Raw genomic sequence first — 20474 nt, forward strand, 5'->3', positions numbered from 1 at the left:
TACAGGGGCGGGCGATTGACCCATTCGCGCGCCCGCCCCGTACCGCCGTTACCCGCTTTTCGGTGCCGGACTACTCACTGCGCAGGCGGAACCACAGAAAGCCGTGTCCCGCGAGGGTGAGCAGGTACGGCCATTCGCCGATCGGCGGGAACCGCACATCGCCCGTGAGTTCGACGGGCACCCGCCCGTTGAACGACCGCAGGTCCAGCTCGGTGGGCTGTGCGAAGCGCGAGAAGTTGTGCACGCACAGCACCAGGTCGTCCCCGTACTCGCGCAGGAACGCGAGCACCGCCGGGTTGGTCGAGGGCAGTTCGGTGTACGACCCCAGCCCGAAGGCGGGGTTCGCCTTGCGTACTTCGATGAGCCGGCGCGTCCAGTGCAGGAGCGAGGAGGGCGATGCCATCGCCGCCTCGACACTGGTGACCTGGTACCCGTAGACGGGGTCCATGATGACCGGCAGGTTCAGCCTGCCCGGATCGCAGGAGGAGAAACCGGCGTTGCGGTCCGGGGTCCACTGCATGGGCGTGCGCACGCCGTCGCGGTCGCCGAGCCAGATGTTGTCGCCCATGCCGATCTCGTCGCCGTAGTACAGCACCGGCGAGCCGGGCAGCGACAGGAGCAGGGCGGTGAACAGCTCCATCTGGTTGCGGTCGTTGTCGAGGAGCGGGGCGAGCCGGCGCCGGATGCCGATGTTGGCCCGCATCCGCGGGTCCTTGGCGTACTCGGAGTACATGTAGTCGCGCTCTTCGTCCGTGACCATTTCGAGGGTGAGCTCGTCGTGGTTGCGCAGGAAGATGCCCCATTGGCAGTTCGCCGGGATCGCCGGGGTCTTGGCCAGGATTTCGGAGACGGGGTAGCGGGACTCTCTTCGCACCGCCATGAAGATGCGCGGCATGACGGGGAAGTGGAACGCCATGTGGCACTCGTCCCCGCCCTTGGCGAAGTCACCGAAGTAGTCGACCACGTCCTCGGGCCACTGGTTGGCCTCGGCGAGCAGGACGGTGTCGGGGTAGTGCGCGTCGATCTCGGCCCGGACCCGCTTGAGCAGGGCGTGGGTGCGCGGCAGGTTCTCGCAGTTGGTGCCCTCCTCGGCGTACAGGTAGGGCACGGCGTCGAGGCGGAAGCCGTCGATGCCGAGGTCCAGCCAGAAGCGCAGCGCCGAGATGATCTCCTCGACGACGGCCGGGTTCTCGTAGTTCAGGTCCGGCTGGTGCGAGAAGAAGCGGTGCCAGTAGTACTGCTTGCGCAGCGGGTCGTACGTCCAGTTCGAGGTCTCGGTGTCGACGAAGATGATGCGGGCGTCCTGGTACTGCTTGTCGTTGTCGGCCCACATGTAGTAGTCGCCGTACGGTCCGTCCGGATCCTTGCGCGACTGCTGGAACCACTCGTGCTGGTCGCTCGTGTGGTTCATGACGAAGTCGATGATCACCCGCATGCCGCGCTGGTGCGCGGCGTCCACGAACTCCACGAAGTCGGCGAGGTCGCCGAACTCCGGCAGCACGGAGGTGTAGTCGGAGACGTCGTAGCCCCCGTCGCGCAGCGGTGACGCGAAGAACGGCGGAAGCCAGAGGCAGTCCACACCCAGCCACTGGAGGTAGTCGAGTTTGGCGGTGAGGCCCTGCAGGTCGCCGACGCCGTCGCCGTTGCTGTCCTGGAACGAGCGGACGAGGACCTCGTAGAACACCGCCCGCTTGAACCAGTCGGGGTCGCGGTCCTTGGCGGGGGTGTCCTCGAACGTGTCGTGGACGGGATCGTTGATCATCATGTGATGGGTGACCCTCCGGTGGGCGGGGACGGTCGCAGAGCGGCCAGCACGTGCGCGGGCGTCCGGCCCGGCTCTAGGCGCACGTAGTTCGCCCTGCCCCAGTGATAGGTCTCGCCGGTGAGCTCGTCGCGCACCGCGAGGGACCCGTGCCAGTCGAGGCCGAGTACCGGCATGTCCAACGAGACGGTCGCCTCCTGGGTGTGGTGCGGATCGAGGTTGACGACCACCAGTACGGAATTGGCTCCGGCGTGCTTCGAATAGGCGATCACCTGTTCGTTGTCGGTCGAGTGGAAATGGAGGTCGCGCAGCTGCTGGAGGGCGGGGTTGCGGCGGCGGACCCGGTTCAGGGTGGTGATCAGCGGGGCGATGGTGCGCCCCTCGCGGTCGGCGGCGGCCCAGTCGCGTGGCCGGAACTCGTATTTCTCGGAGTTCAGGTACTCCTCGCTGCCCGGCTTGACCGGCTCGTTCTCGCAGAGCTCGTATCCGGCGTAGATCCCCCAGGTGGGGGAGAGGGTGGCGGCGAGCACCGCCCGCACCTCGAAGGCGGGACGTCCGCCGTGCTGAAGGTACTCGTGCAGGATGTCCGGCGTGTTGACGAAGAAATTCGGCCGCATGACGGCCGCGGAACGGTCGCCGGTGAGCTCGGTCAGGTACTCGGTCAGCTCCGCCTTGCTGTTGCGCCAGGTGAAGTACGTGTAGGACTGCTGGAAGCCCACGGCGGCGAGGGTGCGCATCATCGCGGGGCGGGTGAAGGCCTCCGCCAGGAAGATCACGTCGGGGTCGGTCTTGTTGATCTCCGCGATCACCTTCTGCCAGAAGACGACGGGCTTGGTGTGCGGATTGTCGACGCGGAAGATCCGGACGCCGTGGTCCATCCAGTGCCGCAGGATCCGGACCGTTTCCTCGACGATCCCGGCCATGTCGGTGTCGAAGTGGATCGGGTAGATGTCCTGGTACTTCTTCGGCGGGTTCTCGGCGTACGCGATCGTCCCGTCCGCGCGGTGGCGGAACCACTCCGGCCGCTTCTCCACCCACGGGTGGTCCGGCGAGCACTGGAGGGCGAAGTCGAGGGCGATCTCCATGCCGAGCTCGCGGGCCCGCGCCACGAAGGCGTCGAAGTCCTCGATGGTGCCCAGCTCGGGGTGGACGGCGTCGTGACCCCCCTCGGTCGACCCGATGGCCCACGGCACGCCCGGGTCCCAACTACCCGCCGAGAGCGTGTTGTTCGGCCCCTTGCGGTAGGTGCTGCCGATGGGGTGGATGGGCGGCAGGTACACGACGTCGAAGCCCATGGCGGCGATCGCGGGCAGTCGCTCGGCGGCGGTCCGGAAGGTCCCGCTCACCGGGACCGAGCCGGGCTCCACCACCGCTCCCTCGGAGCGGGGGAACATCTCGTACCAGGAGCCGAACAGGGCCCGCTTGCGCTCCACGAGCAGCGGCAGCGGCTTCGCGGCGCTGACCAGCTCCCGGTACGGGCGCCGCGCGAGGGCCTCGGTCACCGGCTCGGCGAGGGCGGCCGCGTACCGTACGGAGACCTCCCGGTCCTCGTCGCGCATCGCCTCGGCGGCGGCCAGCACGTGCGCCCGCCCGTCCTTCTTGGGGATCTTCGAGCCGGCCCGCGCGTACAGCTCCGCGCCTTCGAGCAGCATCAGCCCGGTGTCGATCCCGGCCGGGATCTTGATGGCGGCGTGCGCCCGCCAGGTGGCGATCGGGTCGCTCCACGCCTCGACGGTGTACGTCCACCTGCCCTCGGTGTCGGCGCACACCCTGGCCCCCCACCGGTCGGTACCGGGGGCGAGTTCGCGCATCGGCACGGGCGGCCGCAGCCGGCCGCTCGGATCTCGGAGTACGACGTGGGCGGAGACGGCGTCGTGGCCCTCGCGGAACACGGTGGCCGAGATCCGGAAGACTTCGTCCACGACCGCCTTGGCGGGTCTGGCGCCGCAGTCGACGGCAGGGCGGACGTCCAGCACGGGAATGCGACCGATCATGATGGGATCACCTGGGGGCAGTTCGCGGGGCTCGGTGGCAACGGTCCGGCTGACGGGGCAGCCGGCAGTGCACGCTCTGTTCGCTCTGTTTCTAGCCGCTCAGAAGTCGGCTGGGCTGCGGGCATGGCCGCTCCTGTCCGCGTTCACTCGGGTGGCGGGAGAGGTGGTGGGCGGTGTGCGCCGTGCGTGTACCCGGGGAGCCCTTCCCACTCTCGTCCCGCCCAATCCGCGTGCTTGGTTAACTACTCGTACGTAGTGGCACGCCGATAACCAAGCCCCGGCTCGACATCCGCCGAGGCTCCGTCAAGTCGGTTGAGGACTCCCGGACCTACACCGGTATACCGCCTCCGCGGCCCGTGCGCGCGTCGGCGCCGTGGCCGCACCGCGCGGTCGCGGGCTAGCCTCGTGGCTCCGGAAGTGATCCAAAGTGGACGGATGCGCGGGTGCACAGCGTGGTGCGGCCGCTCCGATCCGCGATCCCCTGCGAAGGTGGAACACGTGAAGGCTATCCGTCGATTCACCGTGCGCCCCGTCCTCCCCGAGCCGCTGCTGCCACTCGCCGACCTCGCGCGCAACCTGCGCTGGTCTTGGCACGCGGAAACCCGCGAACTCTTCCACTCCGTCGACCCCGAGGGCTGGCAAGCCGCTGCCGGCGATCCCGTGCGACTGCTCGGCGCCGTGTCCGCCGGTCGCCTGGAGGAGCTCGCCGGCGACCGGCGGTTCCTGCGCCGGCTCGCCGTGGCCGCCGCCGACCTCGATGACTACGTCCACGGCGCCAGGTGGTACCAGACCCACGAGAACGGTGGGGACCTGCCCGCCGCCATCGCCTACTTCTCCCCCGAGTTCGGTATCACCGCGGCCCTGCCGCAGTACTCCGGCGGTCTCGGCATCCTCGCCGGCGACCACCTCAAGGCCGCCAGCGACCTCGGAGCCCCGCTCATCGGCGTCGGGCTGCTCTACCGGCACGGCTACTTCCGCCAGTCGCTCTCCCGCGACGGCTGGCAGCAGGAGCACTATCCCGTCCTCGACCCCAACGAGCTCCCCCTCGCCCTCGTGCGCGAGACCGACGGCACGCCCGCCCGGGTGGCCCTCAGCCTCCCCGGCGGGCGGTCGTTGCACGCGCACATTTGGCAAGCCCGCGTCGGGCGGGTCCCGCTGCTGCTGCTGGACTCCGACGTCGAGGACAACGACACCGCCGCCCGCGAGGTGACCGACCGCCTCTACGGCGGCGGCAGCGACCACCGGCTGCTCCAGGAGATGCTGCTCGGCATCGGCGGCGTCCGCGCCGTGCGGACGTACTGCCGGCTGACCGGTCATGCCGACCCCGAGGTGTTCCACACCAACGAGGGACACGCCGGCTTCCTCGGTCTCGAACGCATAAGGGAACTCGAAGGTGAGCAGGGGCTCGGCTTCGACGCCGCCGTCGAGGCGGTTCGCGCCGGCACCGTGTTCACCACCCACACCCCCGTCCCCGCCGGCATCGACCGGTTCGACCGCGCCCTGGTAGCCCGGCACTTCGGCGAGGGCGGCGAGCTGCCCGGCGTACCCGTCGAGCGGATCCTGGAACTGGGCGCGGAGTCCTATCCCGGCGGCGATCCCGGGGTGTTCAACATGGCCGTCATGGGCCTGCGGCTCGCCCAGCGCGCCAACGGCGTCTCCACCTTGCACGGCGCGGTCAGCCGGGGCATGTTCGCCGGGCTGTGGCCCGGCTTCGACCCGGTCGACGTGCCGATCACCTCGATCACCAACGGGGTGCACGCGCCGACCTGGGTGGCGCCCGAAGTGGTCCGGCTCGGCGCCCGCCAGATCGGGGCGGGCCGGACCGAGGACGCGCTGTCCGTCGGCGGCTCCCCGCGCTGGGACGCCGTGGCGGGCATCGCCGACCAGGAGGTCTGGGACCTGCGCCGGGTGCTGCGGGAGCAGCTGGTCCAGGAGGTGCGCGACCGGCTGCGGGCCTCCTGGAAGCAGCGCGGGGCCGCGGACGCCGAACTGGGCTGGGTGGACTACGTACTCGACCCCGACGTGCTGACCATCGGCTTCGCCCGCCGCGTCCCCTCCTACAAGCGGCTCACGCTGATGCTGCGCGACCCGGAGCGGCTGCGCCGGCTGCTGCTGGACCCCGACCGGCCGGTGCAGATCGTGGTCGCGGGCAAGGCGCACCCCGCCGACGACGGCGGCAAGCGCCTCGTGCAGGAGCTGGTGCGGTTCTCCGACGACCCCCGGGTGCGGCACCGGATCGTCTTCCTGCCCGACTACGGCATGGCCATGGCGCAGAAGCTCTACCCGGGCTGCGACATCTGGCTGAACAATCCGCTGCGCCCGCTGGAGGCCTGCGGCACGAGCGGGATGAAGGCCGCGCTCAACGGCTGCCTCAACCTCTCCGTGCTGGACGGCTGGTGGGACGAGTGGTTCGAGCCCGACTTCGGCTGGGCCATCCCCACCGCGGACGGGGCCGGGACGGACGTGGAACGGCGCGACGACCTGGAGGCCAACGCCCTCTACGAGCTGATCGAGAGCCGGGTCGCCCCGCGCTTCTACGACCGGGCCGGGCGCAGCGGACTGCCCGAGCGGTGGATCGAGATGGTCCGGCGCACCCTGGTCTCCCTGGGACCGAAGGTGCTCGCGGGGCGGATGGTGCGGGAGTACGTGGAGCGGCTCTACGCCCCCGCAGCGCTCGCGCACCGCGCGCTCGACCCGGAGGCGGCGCGGGACCTCGCCTGGTGGAAGGGCCGGGTCCGCGCGGCCTGGCCGCGGGTCGCCGTCGAGCACGTGGAGGCGCTCGCCGCCGCCCCCGTCGGCGGGACCGCCGAGCTGGGGGCCACCCTCACCCTGCGGGTCCGGGTGGCGCTCGACGCGCTCGCCCCGGAGGACGTCGAGGTGCAGGCCGTCGCGGGCCGGGTGGACGCGCAGGACGTGATCCAGGGCGCCCGGACCTTCCCGCTGAAACCGGCCTCCGGACCGGACCTGGAGGGCCGCTGGGTCTACGAGGGCCCGCTCGCCCTCGACCGTACGGGGCCCTTCGGCTACACCGTGCGGATCCTGCCCGCGCACCCGCTGCTGGCCAGCCCGGCCGAACTGGGCCTGGTCGCGGGCCCCCTGGACACCAGCGCCGACACCGACGCGGGGGGCGGGGTCCTGCTGAGGTGAGCCCCGAGGGGGACGGGCGGCGGGCCGACCCCGGGCCTCACGGGTCGATCAGCCGCCCGTCCTCCACCAGCATCCCGGCCCGCTTGATGTTGCGCAGGGTCGGGATCACCTCGACCCGCTCGATGCCCGGCACGGTCCCGATCCGCTCCGTCAGGTACGTGTACAGCGCCTCCGTGTCCCGGCAGACCACGACCGCCAGCAGGTTCGCCGCCCCGGTCACCGCGGCCGCGAAGGGCACCTCCTCGTGCCGGGCGACCGCCGCGCCCGCCTCCGCCAGCCGGGCGGGCGCCGCGGTCAGCATCAAGGTCGCCTCCGCCTCGTAGCCGAGCCGGGAGGGCACGAGCTCCACGTCCAGGTACAGCGCCCCGAGCTCCCGCAGCCGCTCCAGACGGCGGCGCGCGGTGGATTCCGACAGGCCCGAGGCGCGGGCCAGTTCGGGGTAGCCGGCCCGCCCGTCCCGGCCCAGTACCGACAGCAGCGCCTGCTCGGCCTCGTCCAGGACGTGGCGCTCGCGCACCGGCCCGGCCGGCGGCCGCTCCAGCGCCGCGACCTGCTCGGGCCGCAGCACGTCCAGCCCGCACCACCGCTCCGGGCCGCCGATGAAGACCCGCAGCAGCGTGTGGGCGCTGACCCCGGTCACCCGGCGGGTGCGCGGGAGCTTGTCCAGCAGCAGGCCGTCGCGGTCCGCGCGGGTGCGCGCCTTGGTCAGGCAGTGGATCTCGGTCCCGCCCGAGCCGAGCTTCACCCAGGAGATGTCCGGCCGCCGGGCCAGCGCCCCGGCCACCACCAGCGCCGCGTCGGGCGCGCACTGCACGCGCAGCCAGGACTCGAACAGCCCGACGCTGCGGCCGTGGGGCAGCCCGACCACCCGGACCAGACCGCCGGAGCGCATCCGGCGGTAGCGGCGCACCACCGTCTGGTCCGAGACCTCCAGTACTTCGGCGAGCCGGCTGAAGGAGGCCCGGCCGTCGATCATCAACGCCTGGATCAGGGATCGGTCGAGGAGGTCGAGCTCCTCGTCCGGTGCGGTGCGGTTCATGTTTTCCATCATTCCAGGCCCGTCGATGACCGGAATCCGGCGGCAGCCGGGTGCCGGGTGTGGGGGGCGGGGTACGGGGTGCGACCTTGGGGCCACCGAACCGATGACTCGATCCACTCCACAAGAGGAGAGTTCCATGCGCAAGTGGCTGCCGTTGACGGCGGTCTGTCTGGGGGCCTTCATGCTCCTGGTCGACGTCACGATCGTGACCGTCGCCCTGCCGGACATGGCCGCCGACATGCACACCGGGTTCTCCGCCCTCCAGTGGGTGATGGACATATACGCCCTGGCGCTGGCCGCCCTGCTGCTCGGCGCGGGCTCCCTCGCCGACCGGATCGGCCGGCGCCGCGTCTACCTCGGCGGGCTCGTGGTCTTCGCCGCCGCCTCGCTCGCCTGCGGCCTGGCCACCGGCCCCGCCGCCCTGATCGCCTTCCGCGCCGTACAGGGCCTCGGCGGCGCGGCGATGTTCGCCACCACCATGGCCCTGCTCAGCGCCGCCTACCAGGGGCGCGACCGCGGGATCGCCTTCGGCGTCTGGGGCGCGGTCAACGGCGCCGCCGCCGCGGCCGGGCCGATCATCGGCGGACTGCTGACCGAGCACTTCGGCTGGCGCTGGATCTTCTACATCAACCTGCCGGTCTGCGCCCTGGCGGTGTACGTCACCCTCAAGGCGGTCGCCGACTCCCGAAACCCGCACGCCAAGGGCCTCGACCTGCCCGGCATGACCGCCTTCACGGCCGGCGCCGGGGCCGTCACGTACGCGCTGATCCGGGCCGGCGAGACCGGCTGGACCTCCGGCGCCACCCTCGGCCTCCTCGGCCTGGGCGCGGCCGCCTTCGCGGTCTTCGTCCTCGTCGAGCTGCGCACCGACCGCCCCATGCTGGACCTCTCGCTGTTCCGCAGCAGGACCTTCGTCGGTGTCATGACCGCCGCGCTGCTGCTGTCCGGGGCGGCGTTCTCCTACCTGATGTACGTCTCCCTCTGGCTCCAGTCCGTCGAGGGGCTGAGCCCGGTCGGCGCGGGCCTGGTCGTGGTGCCGCTGAGCGCGGCCTCGTTCCTCGTCTCGGCCCTGGCCGGGCGGCTCCTGCACGGGGCCCCGGCGCGGCTGACCATCGGCGGCGGGCTGCTCCTGATCGGGGCGGGCGCGCTGCTCCAGGCCTGGATGCTGGACGCCGGTGACGGCTGGCCGGCGCTGGTCCCGGGCCTGCTGGTGACGGGGGCCGGGGTGGGCGCGGCGATCCCGTCGCTGGCCGCCACCGTGATGGGTGCGGTCGCACCGGCCCGGGCCGGCATGGCCGGGGGCGCGCTGAACACGGCCCGGCAGCTGGGCATGGCCTTCGGCATCGCGGTGCTCGGCTCCCTGTTCCACGCCGGGCTGGCGGACGGCCTCGCCGGCTCCGGCCGGGCGCGCGGCACCGCCGAGGCGCTGGCGTCGGGCGGGGCGGGGCAGTTGCTGGCGGCGGCCCCGACGGCGAAGGCCTGGGTGGAGGCGGCCTTCGTGAGCGGGCTGCGGGAGACCTTCGTGGCCTCGGGGGTGATGGGTCTGCTCGGCGCCCTCGCCGTGGTCCTGCTGATCCGCTCCACGGGGCGGACCGGGGCCGCGGCGCCGACCGCGCCCCGGCCCGCGGCGGCGGTCGCGGCGGCGGACCGGGTCTAGGGGTGTCGGCCGACGCGGCCGCGGGGGCTGCCGGATGGGCCCCGTCGGCCGATCCAGGAGGGTGAACCTTCGAACGCGCTGGGCATGCTGAATCGTTTCGTCTGAATCGTCCGCTCCTACGCTGCCCGCTGGATGCCACCGGACCGGCATTCCAGCCGACCAGAGAACGGACTTTCCATGCGTGCTCGTACCACCGCCGCCGCACTCCTCGGTGCCCTCGCTCTCGTTCTGCCCACCGCCGGCACCTCGCTGGCGGCCGACCACGATGATGACGACGGCCACCGCTCGCTGGGCCGTCTGGAGTACCTCGTCGACGACGACGAGGCCGGCGGCGACGAGCACCGCCAGATCCGTCCGGCGGACAACGACACCTGCTACCGGCTGACGGGCACCTCGTGGGAGGACCCGGCGACCTCCGTGCACAACGAGACGGAGTCGCTGGCGGTGCTGTTCCGGGACCGCGACTGCGGCGAGCGTGCGGAACGGGCGCTTGAGCCGGGGGAGCGGGTGCACGGCGTCCAGGTCCGTTCGGTGCTGTTCAAGCCGGTGGACGACAACGAAGGCCGCCACGAGGGCCGCCACGACGGGCGCGGCGACGGGCGCGGCGACGGGCGTGACGACGACGAGTTCGGCGACGGCGACGGCGACCGGGGCCGCCACGACGCCCGGCCGGGCCTGCCGGGCGCCAGGCCGGCCGTGCAGGAGATGGCACAGCCGCGCATGGACGAGCCGGGCGCGCAGCCGGCCGACGAGCCGGCCCGCGACGAGCAGGCCGGGCAGGAGCCGGCCCGCGACGAGCAGGCCCGCCAGGAGCAGGCGCAGCGCGACGAGCAGGCCGGGCAGGAGCAGGCGCGCGAGGAGCAGGGCCGGCAGGAGCAGGCCCAGCGGGACGAGCAGGCCCGCAAGGAGCAGATCCAGCGCGAGGACCAGGCGCGCCAGGAGGAGCAGGCCCGGCAGGACCAGGCCCGGATGGACGAGCAGGGCCGCCAGGAGCAGCAGGCCCGCGAGGAGCGGGAGCAGCGCGAGGAGGAGCAGGGGCGCCCCGGCGAGCAGGGTCCCGACATGTTCGACCGGATCTTCGGCGGCATCGGCTGACCCGCCACCGCGCAACGGGAGAGCCCGGCACCCCCGTGGTGCCGGGCTCTCCCGCGTCATGGAACAGGGCCGCCCGGGGAGGTCGTCTCCCGGGCGGCCCCGCGATCAATCGGTCGAGCCGTGGAGCGGCTCGGCCCCCGTCACCCCGGTAGGGGTCAGAAGGTGAGCTTCCAGCTGTTGATGTAGCCGGTGTCCGCGGAGGCGAGGTCAGCCACCCGCAGCTTCCAGACACCCTGGGCGACCTCGGAGGAGGCGTTCACGGTGAAGCTCTGGACGATGTTGTCCGCGCTGCCGCCGGTGCGGTTGCGCAGGTTGTAGACGGAGCCGTCGGGGGCGACCAGGTCGACCTTCAGGTCACCGACGTAGGTGTGGACGATGTTGACGTCCACCTTGAGGGTGCTCGGGGCGTTGCCCGTGCGGGTCACCGTGATCGGGGACTCGACGGTCGAGTTGTCCGCGATCTGGTAGTCGTTCGTGTTCTCGAACACGTTCTGCTGGGACGTGCCGACGGTCCAGGTGAAGGACGCCGTGCCCGTCTTGCCCGCGGAGTCGGTCACCGTGACGGTCACGTTGGACGTGCCCGCGGTGGTGGCGGTACCCGAGATCAGACCCGTGGAGGAGTTGATCGACAGGCCGGCCGGCAGACCGGTCGCCGCGTAGCTCAGCGCACCCGCGTTGGTGCTGGTCGCCTGGACCTGGAGGCTGACGGCGGTGTTGACCTGCGTGGTCTGGTTGGCGATCGGGGTGACCGAGACGCCGGAGGTGATGCGCGCCCCGACGTTGATGCCGGCCCAGGCGTTGGCCACGTTGTTGTACGTGGTCGAGCCCTGGCCGTACAGGTCGGCGGCGGCCTGGAGGGTCGCCGTGCGGGCGGCCGCGTAGTTGGTGTTCGACTTGAAGTAGCCGACGGTCAGCGCGCGGAACCAGATCTTGGAGGCGGCGTCGCGGCCGACCCCGGTGACGGGCAGGCCGTCGGACGTGGGCGAGTTGTAGCTCACGCCGTTGATGACCTTGGCGCCGGAGCCCTCGGAGGCCAGGTAGAACCAGTGGTTGGCCGGACCCGAGGAGTAGTGCACGTCGAGGTTGCCGACGCCGCTGTACCAGGCGTCCGCGGACGAGCCGTCCTTGCTCGGCTTGTCCTGGTAGCGCAGCGGCGAGCCGTCGCCGTTGATGTCGATCTTCTCGCCGATGAGGTAGTCGCCGACGTCGGTCGGGTTGTTGGCGTAGAACTCGACCGAGGAGCCCATGATGTCCGAGGTGGCCTCGTTCAGACCGCCGGGCTCACCGCTGTAGGTCATGTTGCCGGTGACCGAGGTCAGGCCGTGGGACATCTCGTGCGCGGCCACGTCGATGGACGTCAGCGGGTGGTTGTTGCTGGTGCCGTCGCCGTACGTCATGCAGAAGCAGCCGTCGTCCCAGAACGCGTTGACGTACGCGTTGCCGTAGTGGACCCGGCTGTAGGGGGCCACGCCGTCGTTGCGCAGACCGTTGCGGCCCATCACGTTCTTGTAGAAGTCCCACGTCACCTGGGCGCCGTACTGGGCGTCGGCGCCGGCGGTCTCTCGGTTCGAGGGGGAGCCGTTGCCCCAGACGTCCGTGGTGTTGGTGAAGAGCGTGCCGGTGCCGGAGCTGCCGCCCTTGAGGTCGTAGGTCTTGTGACCGCCGCGTCCGGCGTCGGTCAGCGTGTAGTTGCTGCCCGACTGCGAGGTGCCGAGGGTGACCTGGCCGCTGTACTCGGTGTTGCCGGTGCCGCGCTCGATGGCCTGCCACTCGGTGATCTTCGCGCCGGTCTTGGCGTCGGTGACCACGTGCAGCTCGCTCGGCGTGCCGTCGTCCTGGAGGCCGCTGACCACGGTCTCGAAGGCGAGGACGGGCGCGCCTTCGGCCGCCCAGATCACCTTGCGGGCGTTCTTGGAGGGCTTGGCCTGCTTGGCGCCCGCGGCGTTGGCCGCGGACACGGCCTGGCTCTCGGCGGCCGAGGGGGCGACGGAGGGGCTGGTGTCCGCCACCTTGATCTCGTGGTTCGTGGCCTTGGTGACGCTCTTGGTGACGCCGCCCTTGGCGTGGACCGTCAGGTCGCCGCCGAGCACGGGTATGCCGTCGTAGGTGCGCTCGTACGTGGTGTGGGTGGTGCCGTCGGCGTCCTGGACCACATCGCGGACCACCAGGCGCTCCTGGCCGCCGAGGCCGAGGGCCTTGGCCGCCTGCACGGTGGTCGAGTTGGCGTCGGCGAGGAGCGTCGCACGCTCCGAGGCGCTGAGCAGGCGACCGGCCGCGCCCGGGTTGGGCTGAGCCGCCTTGGCGGACTGCGACGACGCGGTGGCGTCGGCGGTGGCGGTTCCGGCCTGAATGCCTACGGCGAGCAGGGCTGCGGCGGCGACGAGTGCGCCGGCCGCGGTGGCACGCCGCTGGGGGGTGAGACTCAACGCGAACTCCTTCTGCGAGGGGGGTTCCGGACGGCTGGGTGGGCCTCCGGGCAGATCAGGGCTGTGCGATGAACGGTCGAAGAGTGTCACCTGCGGGCGTCGATGTCAGGGCCACATCAAAATGTTGGCCGGAAACAGTCCGTTGTCCGAAGAGACGTATCCGGTATCCGAACCATTCACTTGTGTATGAGAAGGGAAGGGCGAGCCATCCGGAACAGCAGATGCCAGTTGCTAACACTTGGACAACGAGAAGCTCCGTTAACGCGAACGGCATTAAACGTACGGGTGTTTGTCGTACTGTTTCCCGGTGCGTCAGATGCCCGTCGCCAGGGGAAGCCGCGGGCACACGCCACTGTCATAGACCACGTGCCAGGGGGGCCCATGAGGCATGTCCATTTTCCTGCGCAAAGAGTGGCCGGGACGGCCGTTGATCCGACCGCGTCGATGTCCGCGCCTCCGCGCCGGCTCGGCGACAAGGCTCGCTGGTACCTTCCCGCAGCGGTATCGGCCGACTTCCTGGGCGCGGCGGTTCCCGTCGGGCTCGTCTTCGACGCGGCGCAGCAGGCCCGGCCCGTCTACTGCGCCGTCGGCGCGGCCCTCGGGTGGACCGCGGTTCAGACGCTGCGCCGACGGTACGCGGCCCGGGTGCTCGGTGAGTCCCGCGGTGTGCTGCCCGTTCTCCACGACTGGCTGATTCTGATCGGTGTCCTCGCCGTCGCCCGGGTGCTGACCGGGGAGAGCACCCCGCGACTGGCGGCGCTGGGGGCGCTGTTGCCCGCCCTGCTCATCACCGTCGCCTGTCACAAGCTGACCTACCGCCACCTCTCCGCCGCCCGCCGGGAGGCCCAGGCGGTCAGCCGGGTCCTGGTCGTCGGCGAACCCGAGGCGGCCGAAGGCGTGATCGCGCACCTCGCCTCGCGCACCGACCACCCTTACGTCGTCGTCGGTGTCGTCCCGGTCGGTGAAGGACGACTCGACAGCGGAGTACCCGTCGCGACCCGGCTGGACGCGACCCCGCACGGCCCCGGCGCCGACGCCGCCGCCGTGCTCGGCGCCGTCCGCAGCCACCACGCCGACCTGGTGCTCGTCGCCCCGGGCGTGCGGATCGCCGGGGAGCGGCTGCGCCGGGTCGCCTGGGCGCTGCACGACGCCGGGCTGGAACTGGCCGTCTTCCCCGGTCTGGTGGAGATATCCGTCAAACGCCTGGAGACCCTCTCCGCGGGCGGCCTCGCCGTGCTGCGGATCGCGCCGCCCGTGCGCAGGGGAGTGCAGCCGCTGCTGAAGTCGGCGCTGGACCGGGCGGGCGCCGCCGTCGGCCTGCTGCTGCTGTCGCCGGTCTTCCTCGCGCTCGTCCTGGCGATACGTTTCAGCTCGCGCGGACCGGCCTTCTACAGCCAGCACCGGATCGGCCGCGACGGGGTCCCGTTCGTCATGTGGAAGTTCCGCACGATGGTCGTGGACGCCGACCGGCTGAAGGCCGAGCTGGCGGGGGCCAACGAGAACGACGGCCTGATGTTCAAGATGCGCCGGGACCCCCGGGTGACCCGGGTGGGCCGGCTGCTGCGCCGGACCTCGATGGACGAACTGCCGCAGCTGTTCAACGTACTGACGGGCAGCATGTCGCTGGTCGGCCCGCGTCCGCCGCTGCCGGAGGAGGTGGCCCGGTACGACGAGACCGAGCTGCGCCGGCTGAACGTGCGCCCCGGCATGACGGGCCTGTGGCAGATCAGCGGACGGTCGGACCTGTCCTGGGACGAAACGATTCAGCTCGATTTGCAGTACGTCGACAACTGGTCCTTCACCAGCGACGTCGACGTCATGGGCCGTACGCTCCGCGCCGTCGTAGACGGTCGCGGGGCGTACTGAGGGGCCGGCCTTGCGATCAGCCCCGCGTCCGGCGTCGCGGCCGGCCTTGCGATCAGGGCGAGGTCTGCGAGTCGAGCCACCAGCGGTAGGTGGACGCGATGCCGTCGCGCAGCGCGATGCCCGGCTTCCAGCCCAGCGAGGTCAGGCGGGTGACGTCCAGCAGCTTGCGGGGCGTCCCGTCGGGCTTGGCGGTGTCCCAGGCGAGCCGGCCCTCGAAGCCGGTCACTTCGGCGACCGTCTCGGCCAGTGCCTTGATGGTGAGGTCCTCACCGCAGCCGATGTTGACCGGCTCGTCGCCGTCGTAACGCTCCAGCAGCACGGCGCAGGCGGCCGCGAGGTCGTCGACGTGCAGGAACTCGCGGCGCGGGGTGCCCGACCCCCACAGGGTCACCTCCTCGCGCCCCTCGGCCGCGGCCTCGTGGAAACGCCGGATCAGCGCGGGCAGGACGTGCGAGGACTCCAGGTCGAAGTTGTCCCCCGGGCCGTACAGGTTCGTGGGCATGGCCGAGATGTACGAGGCGCCGTACTGCTTGCGGTACGACTGGACCTGCACGATCCCGGCGATCTTGGCGAGGGCGTAGGCCTCGTTCGTCGGCTCCAGCGGGCCGGTCAGCAGGGCGTCCTCGCTGATGGGCTGCGGGGCCAGCTTCGGGTAGATGCAGGAGGAGCCGAGGAACAGCAGCCGGTCCACCCCGGCGGCGTGCGACCCGGCGATGACGCTGAGCTGGATCCGGAGGTTGTCCTCCAGGAACTGCACCGGGTAGGTGCTGTTGGCCATGATCCCGCCGACCTTGGCGGCGGCCAGCACCACGGCGTCCGGGCGGACGTCCCGCAGGTACGCCTCGGTCGCGGCGGCGTCGCGCAGGTCGAGCTCGGCGCGGCTGCGGGTGAACACCTCGTGGCCGTCGGCGGTCAGCCGCCGTGCGACCGCGGACCCCACGAGGCCGCGGTGGCCGGCGACGAAGACGCGGGCGTGCGGGGGCAGGAGCGGCAGCGAACTTGTCATACCGCCGATGATGCCAGTCCGCCGCCGCGGGTTTACGGGGGAGGGGCCGCCCCCGCCCGCGGGCCGCGGTTCCGAGGGGGCGGGGCGTACCGGGGCGGGTGCCGCCCGGACCGGGGCGGTAAGGGGCGGATGTGGGGAGGCGGTTCCGGAACGGGCGTGTACGGTACCCATCCGGCCCCCCGGGGCCGGGTCGGCGGCCTCGGGCGCGCCGCGGCCGCGGGCCCTCCGGCTCCGCACTCCGGGCCGCCGCCCTCCACGGCGCGGCGGGCCCGCCGCACACCATGAGGCGCAGCCTCGACAGGGCCGGTGGAAGACCGCCGGCCGGCACGACAGACCGCAACGACAACCAGGGGGACCCCACATGGGCAAGACCGCACTGATCACCGGCGTCACCGGGCAGGACGGCTCGTACCTCGCCGAGCTCCTGCTCGCCAAGGGCTACACGGTGCACGGGCTCGTGCGGCGGTCCTCCAGCTTCAACACGGAGCGGATCGACCACATTTACCAGGACCCGCAGACCGAGAACCGCTCCCTCGTGCTGCACCACGCCGACCTGTCCGACGGCGTCGCCCTGGTGAACCTGCTCCGCGACATACGCCCCGACGAGGTCTACAACCTGGGCGCCCAGTCGCACGTCCGCGTCTCCTTCGACGCGCCCCTCTACACCGGTGACGTCACCGGCCTCGGCGCGCTGCGCCTGCTGGAGGCCATCCGGGCGAGCGGCGTGGACACCCGGATCTACCAGGCCTCGTCCTCGGAGATGTTCGGCTCCACCCCGCCGCCGCAGAACGAGCTGACCCCGTTCCACCCGCGCAGCCCGTACGGGGCCGCCAAGGTCTTCGCGTACTGGACCACGGTGAACTACCGCGAGGCCTACGACATGTTCGCGGTGAACGGGATCCTCTTCAACCACGAGTCCCCGCGCCGCGGCGAGACCTTCGTGACCCGCAAGATCACCCGCGCGGTCGCCCGGATCAAGGCCGGCCTCCAGGACCACCTCTACCTCGGCAACCTCGACGCCGTCCGCGACTGGGGCTACGCGCCGGAGTACGTCGACGCCATGTGGCGGATGCTCCAGCAGGACGAGCCCACCGACTACGTGGTCGCCACCGGCGTCGCCGCGACCGTCCGCGAGTTCGTCGAGTCCTCCTTCGGCCACGCCGGCCTCGACTGGACCGAGCACGTGCGCTACGACCCCAAGTACGAGCGTCCCAGCGAGGTCGACGCACTCATCGGCGACGCCTCCAAGGCGCAGGAGATCCTCGGCTGGAAGCCGACGGTCCTGGTGGCGGAACTCGCCCGGATCATGGTCGACGCCGACGTCCGCCAGGTCGAGGACCAACTGGCGGGCGTGACCGTCCGCATCGACCGCTAGAGGCCTTATATTTCGCCTACGCTTTGCCGTGTCCCGGTCATACCGTGCAGGTCCCTGCCGGGTGACCGGGGCACACCCGCCGTATGTCCGCCGTGCGCCCTCCGTGCCGAACCCGTTGATTCCAAGTTGGTATGCAATGGGTCAAGTGAGGTGACCGGGCCCTCGCGTGAGCCCTAGTCTGCGCCAGTACATATGGCTGATCGGATAGTTCCAGCCATCAAACCGGGCGATTGCCCTGGGGGGCCCATGCGTAGATCCAGAGGGCTGACTGCTGCCCTCGTCCTGTCACTGGCCGGTGCCGGCACCGGTATAGGCCTGGTGTTGATGCCCGAGGCGTCCGCCATCACGCCTCCCGTGGCATTCACCGCCGACGAGCTGCCCACCTGGCAGCCCAACGGCATCGTCTGGGCGATGGCCCAGGCGGGCGGCACGGTCTTCGCCGGCGGCACCTTCTCGGCGGTCCGCCCGCCGGACGGCAGCGGCAGCGGCACCGAGCAGGAAGCGGTGAACTTCGTGGCGCTCGACGCCGCGACGGGCGCCCCGACCTCCTGCAAGCTCGCCTTCACCGTCGGCGACGGCAGCGCGACCGTCCGCACGCTGGCCGTCTCGAAGGACAAGAAGACCCTCTACGCGGGCGGCTACTTCGGCGCCGTCAACGGCACGCCGGTCTCCAGCGCCGCCGCGATCGACATCGAGACCTGCACCCCCAAGGCCTCCTTCCACCCCGGCTTCCCCGCCACCGTGCGCGCGTTCGCCGTCAGCGACGACACGCTGTACGCGGCCGGCGACTTCTCCACCGTCGAGGGCCAGACCCGCGAGCGGTTCGCCGCGGTCGACGCCACCTCCGGTGCGCTCAAGCCCTTCACCGCCAACGCCGACGAGCCCGGCCGGGCGGTCGCGGTCACCCCCGACGGCAAGAACGTCCTCCTGGGCGGCGACTTCTTCACCGTCAACGGCCAGAACACGCACGCCCTGGCGGTCGTGAACGCCACCACCGGCGCCGTCGCCAAGACGTACAGCACCATCCCGTCCAACTCCGTCGTCAAGTCGATCGCCACCGACGCCACCGGGTTCTACACGGGCAACGAGGGTTCCGGCGGCGGTGTCTTCGACGGCCGCATCGGCCTCAACCTCAGCGACTTCAGCGAGAAGTGGCGGGACCGCTGCCTCGGCGCGACCCAGTTCGTCCTGCCGTACGACGGAGTGCTCTACAGCTCCTCGCACGCCCACGACTGCTCCCTCAACGGCGAGTACCCCGACGGCCGCCGGCACCACCTGCTGGCGCAGCCCACCGACTACCAGGGCACGCCCCCCGCTCCGGTGGACGGTTTCGTTGCCTCCCCGCGCAAGCTCGGCTGGTTCCCCGACACCAACGACGGCCTCGGCGAGGGCATCGGCCCGCGCGTGATGGCCGTCGCGGAAAAGGGCGACACCAAGTACATGTGGGTCGGCGGCGAGTTCACCACCGTCAACGGGGTCGCGCAGCAGGGCCTGACCCGCTTCGCCTCCACCGGTGACGTCGGCGCACCGACCACCCCGGTCGCCAGCGCCGCGAGCGTCAAGCCCGGCGAGGTCCAGGTCCGCTGGCGCACCAGCTACGACGAGGACGACAGCAAGCTGACGTACCGGATCTACCGCAACGGCTCGTCCACCCCCGCGCACACCATGACCGCCGACTCCCTGGAGTTCGAGCGGCAGCAGGCCTCCTGGACCGACACCACCGTCAAGGCCGGCCAGTCCTACACCTACCGGGTGACCGCGACCGACGCCGCCGGCAACACCAGCGCGCTGTCGGCCACCGCCTCGGTGACGGTGCCCGCCTCGGTCCAGTCGTACCCGAACCAGGTCCGCGCGGACGGCGCCAACCTGTACTGGCGCTACGACGACACCGTCAGCCCCTACGTCGCCGACTCCTCGGTGGACGGCAACACCAGCGGCATCCAGCTGAACGCCCCGGCCCTGCGCCAGACGCCCGGAGCCGTCTCCGGCGCCAGCACCGCGATGGGCTTCAACGGCACCAGCCAGCAGGTGTACAGCGACCACCGCCAGACGGTCGGCAGCAGCTACACCATCGAGACCTGGTTCAAGACGAACACCACCCGCGGCGGCAAGCTGATCGGCTTCGGCAACAACACCGACCGCAGCAGCGGCTCGTACGACAAGCAGCTGTACATGACCAACACGGGCCGGCTGGTCTTCGGCGTGTACAACGGCTCGGCCCGGACCATCTCCACCGGGCTGTTCGACACGTACAACGACAACAAGTGGCACCACGTCGTCGGTACGCAGGGTCCGGGCGGCATGACGCTGTACGTCGACGGCCAGCGGAAGGACTCCAACAGCGTCTCCAACTCCGTCTCCTACGCCGGTTTCTGGCACGTGGGCGGCGACAACCTCAGCAGCTGGCCGAACCGTCCGACGAGCAACTTCTTCGCCGGGCAGCTCGACGAGACGGCCGTCTACCCGACGGCGCTGACCCAGGCCCAGGTCAAGAACCACTACGACCTCGCCAAGGCCCCCACCGACACGGTCTCCAAGGTCGTCACGACCGAGGACACCTACATCAACCAGGGCGCCCCCGGCCAGGCCTACGGCACGTCCACCTCGCTCGCGGTGCGCGGCACCTCGGCGTACGAGACGTACCTGCGGTTCAACCTGCCGGCCGCTCCGGCCGGGACGGTCCTCAAGGCGGCCTCGCTCCAGGTCAAGACCACGACGCAGACCGGTGCCGGTACCGCCGACACCGTGTCCGTGGTGCCGGTCACCGGTACCTGGAGCGCCGCGGGCACGACGTTCAACACCAAGCCGACCCTCGGTACCACCCCGCTCGGATCCATCGCGGGCGTGCCGGACGGCTCGGCGGTCCAGAACGTCGAACTGGACACCGCCGCGGTCTCCGCGGTGCTGGGCACCAACGGCTACAGCATGGCCCTGACGAGCACGGGCACCGACCCGCTGTGGCTCTGGTCCGCGGAGGCGACGGCCGCGGACGCCGCGCCGCAGCTGGTCCTCACCTTCGGCCCCAAGTAACGGCCGAGGCACCACCCGCCTGACGGAGTACGGGGCCTGCCCGGGCGGCAGGCCCCGTACTCCTTTCTCCACCACCG

At 71.4% G+C, this 20474-nt stretch carries 11 protein-coding genes; 6 read left to right on the forward strand and 5 right to left on the reverse strand.

Features of this window, described 5'->3' with window-relative positions; genetic code table 11:
• Nucleotides 1-70 precede the first annotated feature (70 nt).
• Nucleotides 71-1765, reverse strand: a complete 1695-nt coding sequence (gene treS / locus ACZ4M3_RS07990) for a maltose alpha-D-glucosyltransferase (RefSeq protein ID WP_467730729.1) — start codon at nucleotides 1763-1765, stop codon at nucleotides 71-73.
• Nucleotides 1762-3756, reverse strand: a complete 1995-nt coding sequence (locus ACZ4M3_RS07995) for an alpha-1,4-glucan--maltose-1-phosphate maltosyltransferase (RefSeq protein ID WP_467730730.1) — start codon at nucleotides 3754-3756, stop codon at nucleotides 1762-1764. Before ACZ4M3_RS07995 ends, treS begins: the two co-directional genes overlap by 4 nt.
• Before the next feature lie 498 nt (nucleotides 3757-4254).
• Here ACZ4M3_RS07995 and glgP point away from each other — a divergent pair, with 498 nt between their 5' ends.
• A complete protein-coding gene (gene glgP, locus ACZ4M3_RS08000; protein ID WP_467730731.1) occupies nucleotides 4255-6903 on the forward strand; it encodes an alpha-glucan family phosphorylase in 2649 nt (882 codons plus the stop codon).
• A 37-nt stretch (nucleotides 6904-6940) separates the two neighbouring features.
• On the opposite strand, the gene ACZ4M3_RS08005 is transcribed toward glgP, so the two are convergent.
• Nucleotides 6941-7942, reverse strand: coding sequence for an Lrp/AsnC family transcriptional regulator (locus ACZ4M3_RS08005; RefSeq protein ID WP_467730732.1), 1002 nt, complete (start codon nucleotides 7940-7942; stop codon nucleotides 6941-6943).
• Nucleotides 7943-8078: 136 nt separating this feature from the next.
• On the opposite strand from ACZ4M3_RS08005, the gene ACZ4M3_RS08010 reads away from it, so the two are divergent.
• Both ACZ4M3_RS08010 and ACZ4M3_RS08015 read left to right on the forward strand, forming a co-directional pair.
• Nucleotides 8079-9599, forward strand: a complete 1521-nt coding sequence (locus ACZ4M3_RS08010) for an MFS transporter (protein WP_467730733.1) — start codon at nucleotides 8079-8081, stop codon at nucleotides 9597-9599.
• A gap of 177 nt (nucleotides 9600-9776) precedes the next feature.
• A complete protein-coding gene (locus ACZ4M3_RS08015; RefSeq protein ID WP_467730734.1) occupies nucleotides 9777-10694 on the forward strand; it encodes a hypothetical protein in 918 nt (305 codons plus the stop codon).
• A gap of 155 nt (nucleotides 10695-10849) precedes the next feature.
• Here ACZ4M3_RS08015 and ACZ4M3_RS08020 read toward each other — a convergent pair whose 3' ends face one another.
• Entirely contained in the window at nucleotides 10850-13120 is a 2271-nt protein-coding gene (locus ACZ4M3_RS08020) for a M4 family metallopeptidase (RefSeq protein WP_467730735.1), read from the reverse strand.
• A gap of 381 nt (nucleotides 13121-13501) precedes the next feature.
• Here ACZ4M3_RS08020 and ACZ4M3_RS08025 point away from each other — a divergent pair, with 381 nt between their 5' ends.
• Nucleotides 13502-14986 carry a sugar transferase gene (locus ACZ4M3_RS08025; protein ID WP_467730736.1) on the forward strand — a complete coding sequence of 495 codons (1485 nt, stop codon included), beginning with the start codon at nucleotides 13502-13504 and terminating at the stop codon, nucleotides 14984-14986.
• 52 nt (nucleotides 14987-15038) lie between these two features.
• Here the strand turns inward: ACZ4M3_RS08025 and ACZ4M3_RS08030 are convergent, their stop codons facing one another.
• Nucleotides 15039-15992: a GDP-L-fucose synthase family protein gene (locus ACZ4M3_RS08030; RefSeq protein WP_467730737.1), complete on the reverse strand. Its 954-nt coding sequence runs from the start codon at nucleotides 15990-15992 to the stop codon at nucleotides 15039-15041.
• Nucleotides 15993-16353: 361 nt separating this feature from the next.
• Between ACZ4M3_RS08030 and gmd the strand changes: the two genes are divergently transcribed.
• Both gmd and ACZ4M3_RS08040 read left to right on the forward strand, forming a co-directional pair.
• Nucleotides 16354-17367 carry a GDP-mannose 4,6-dehydratase gene (gene gmd / locus ACZ4M3_RS08035; protein ID WP_467730738.1) on the forward strand — a complete coding sequence of 338 codons (1014 nt, stop codon included), beginning with the start codon at nucleotides 16354-16356 and terminating at the stop codon, nucleotides 17365-17367.
• A 246-nt stretch (nucleotides 17368-17613) separates the two neighbouring features.
• Nucleotides 17614-20397 carry a CBM96 family carbohydrate-binding protein gene (locus ACZ4M3_RS08040; protein WP_467730739.1) on the forward strand — a complete coding sequence of 928 codons (2784 nt, stop codon included), beginning with the start codon at nucleotides 17614-17616 and terminating at the stop codon, nucleotides 20395-20397.
• The last annotated feature ends 77 nt before the right edge of the window (nucleotides 20398-20474 follow it).

This window comes from Streptomyces sp. NPDC026522 (assembly GCF_055567555.1).

Coding starts and splice junctions, on each gene's coding strand:
- treS (WP_467730729.1), bottom strand. CDS start 1,765: ATGATGATCAACGATCCCGTCCACGACACGTTCGAGGACACCCCCGCC.
- ACZ4M3_RS07995 (WP_467730730.1), bottom strand. CDS start 3,756: ATGATCGGTCGCATTCCCGTGCTGGACGTCCGCCCTGCCGTCGACTGC.
- ACZ4M3_RS08005 (WP_467730732.1), bottom strand. CDS start 7,942: ATGAACCGCACCGCACCGGACGAGGAGCTCGACCTCCTCGACCGATCC.
- ACZ4M3_RS08010 (WP_467730733.1), top strand. CDS start 8,079: ATGCGCAAGTGGCTGCCGTTGACGGCGGTCTGTCTGGGGGCCTTCATG.
- ACZ4M3_RS08015 (WP_467730734.1), top strand. CDS start 9,777: ATGCGTGCTCGTACCACCGCCGCCGCACTCCTCGGTGCCCTCGCTCTC.
- ACZ4M3_RS08025 (WP_467730736.1), top strand. CDS start 13,502: ATGAGGCATGTCCATTTTCCTGCGCAAAGAGTGGCCGGGACGGCCGTT.
- ACZ4M3_RS08030 (WP_467730737.1), bottom strand. CDS start 15,992: ATGACAAGTTCGCTGCCGCTCCTGCCCCCGCACGCCCGCGTCTTCGTC.
- gmd (WP_467730738.1), top strand. CDS start 16,354: ATGGGCAAGACCGCACTGATCACCGGCGTCACCGGGCAGGACGGCTCG.
- ACZ4M3_RS08040 (WP_467730739.1), top strand. CDS start 17,614: ATGCGTAGATCCAGAGGGCTGACTGCTGCCCTCGTCCTGTCACTGGCC.